We start from the raw sequence: 1,966 nt of genomic DNA, 5'->3' as shown, positions 1-1,966 counted from the left end.
GGATCTCTTTGCGCTTGAGGTCAGCGCGGCGGGGCTCTTGCCGGTGGAGACACTGCTGGCCCCGGTGGAAAAGGCCCGGTTTCACAGCCCGGAAGCGCGGGCGGCGCTGGTCATTGCCGGGGATTGCCTGACGCAACTGCGGGCAGGGTGGCTCCCCTTGGTGGCGCTGCATGGCGATTTGCACCCGGACAATATCATCGAGAGCCCGGCGGGGCTGCGGGTGTTTGACGCCAAGGGGCTCTGTGGTCCGCGCGCCTATGAGTTGGCCAATGCCTTTCGTCACCCGCGCGGCTGCCCGGCCTATATGCGTGACCCCGCCGTGATCCGGCGGCGCGCCAACCTCTGGGCCGAGGCCGCTGGATGTACGCCGCAAGAGCAGCTCCGTTGGGCGATTGCCAAGCTTGCACTTTCGCTGCTTTGGGCGGGGCACGAAAGTATGGAAGAGCGCGCGCTGTTGCGTCAGATGCTCTGTTGCGCACAAGAGGGGTTGCGCGATTAGGTCAAGCGTCCTAATTTGCCTGTAGGACGCTTGACCTAAGTCTTTATCACAGGACATCCCCGCCATGGCCACAACCCGGGATCGTATCATCGAGGAAGCTGATCGCCTGTTCTATGAACAGGGGTTCGAGGCCACGTCTTTTGCCGATATCGCTGCGCCTCTGGGTCTGTCGCGGGGCAACTTCTACTATCACTTCAAGACGAAAGACGACATTCTTGACGCGGTCATAGCACTGCGGCTGGCCCGGACGCGCGCCATGCTGGAGGCTTGGGAGGATGAGGGCACCACGCCGCTTGAGCGGATCGGTTGCTTCATTCGCATCCTGATCCGCAACCGGACCAAGATCATGGCCTGGGGGTGCCCGGTCGGCACATTGGTCGGCGAACTTTCGAAGCTGGAGCATAGCGCGCAGGGCCAGGCGGCGGAGCTTTTCAGCCTGTTCATCGACTGGCTTGCCGCTCAGTTTCGGGCGGCTGGTGTGACGGGCGACACCACGGGGCTGGCAACACATCTTCTGGCGCGCAGCCAAGGGGTGGCGAGCCTGGCGCAGGCCTTTGGCGATGAGGGTTTCATCGAGGCGGAGGTGGCCGGGATGCTCGCCTGGAGCGCGCAGCAGATCGAGGCTGCGGGTGCAGCGGTGAATAGGATATAAGCCAACAAGGGGGGATGCGATATGTATGTCATCTTTTTGAAATTTGCGGAAAACAAGGCGCAGATCCAGGACCATCTGGAGGCGCATAAATCCTGGCTCGCGGAGGGGTTCGATGCAGGCGTGTTCCTCGCCGCCGGATCCCTGGAGGCAGGGCAGGGTGGTGCGATCCTGACGAGGCGCGAGGACCGCGCGGCGCTGGAGGCGCGGGTGGCGGACGATCCCTTCGTGGTGGCCGGGGTGGTGACCGCCGAGATCACCGGTTTTGAACCCACGCGCACGGATGCGCGGTTGGCGTTCCTGAAGGAGGCCGCATGAGCCGGGTTGTTCAGGGCGCGGATGGCCGCTCGCGCTGCGCCTGGTCGGCGACGGCGCCGGAATTTGACGCCTATCACGATGCGGAATGGGGCTTTCCCGTGGGCGACGACCGGCGGTTGTTTGAAAAGATCTGCCTCGAGAGTTTTCAGTCTGGCCTCAGTTGGCGCACCATCCTGGCCAAGCGCGAGAATTTTCGCGCTGCTTTTGATGGCTTTGATTTCCACGTGATGGCGGGATATGGACCCGAGAAAGTGGCGGAACTCCTGGCTAACGCGGGCATCATCCGCCACCGGGGCAAGATCGAGGCGGTGATCAACAATGCCGCGCAAGCGATTGAACTTGAGGCCTCCGAGGGCTCTCTCGCCGCGTTTTTCTGGCGCTTTGAGGTGAAGAACCCGCCGGATCCGCAGACGGTATCCACCTGCGCCGAGTCGGTTGCCCTGTCAAAGGAGCTGAAGAAACGCGGCTGGAAATTCGTCGGTCCGACCACCTGCTTTGCC

The 1,966-nt window shown here is 63.0% G+C and carries 4 protein-coding genes; all 4 read left to right on the top strand.

All coding sequences use genetic code 11. The features are described from left to right. The coding region (locus tag HCZ87_RS20630; RefSeq protein WP_303048863.1) for an aminoglycoside phosphotransferase family protein at positions 1 to 499 on the top strand (499 nt) is incomplete at its 5' end. 64 nt (positions 500 to 563) lie between these two features. Next, positions 564 to 1,151 (top strand): TetR/AcrR family transcriptional regulator, encoded by a 588-nt coding sequence (locus tag HCZ87_RS20625; RefSeq protein ID WP_167646992.1) that lies wholly within the window; start codon positions 564 to 566, stop codon positions 1,149 to 1,151. 21 nt (positions 1,152 to 1,172) lie between these two features. Further along, complete coding sequence (locus tag HCZ87_RS20620) at positions 1,173 to 1,466, top strand: YciI family protein (protein WP_167646990.1); 294 nt, start codon at positions 1,173 to 1,175, stop codon at positions 1,464 to 1,466. Beyond that, positions 1,463 to 1,966: DNA-3-methyladenine glycosylase I (locus HCZ87_RS20615; RefSeq protein ID WP_167646988.1), on the top strand; the 504-nt coding region annotated here is incomplete at its 3' end. The genes HCZ87_RS20620 and HCZ87_RS20615, both read left to right, overlap by 4 nt.

The sequence above is a fragment of the Phaeobacter sp. HF9A genome (genome assembly GCF_011806385.1).
Taxonomy (GTDB): Bacteria; Pseudomonadota; Alphaproteobacteria; order Rhodobacterales; family Rhodobacteraceae; genus Epibacterium.
Note: the sequence above shows the minus strand (reverse complement) of the source record. Positions and strands in the feature narration are given on the sequence as shown.

Excerpts from the sequence above, each read along its gene's own strand:
- HCZ87_RS20625 (WP_167646992.1), top strand. The coding sequence starts at position 564 with ATGGCCACAACCCGGGATCGTATCATCGAGGAAGCTGATCGCCTGTTC.
- HCZ87_RS20620 (WP_167646990.1), top strand. The coding sequence starts at position 1,173 with ATGTATGTCATCTTTTTGAAATTTGCGGAAAACAAGGCGCAGATCCAG.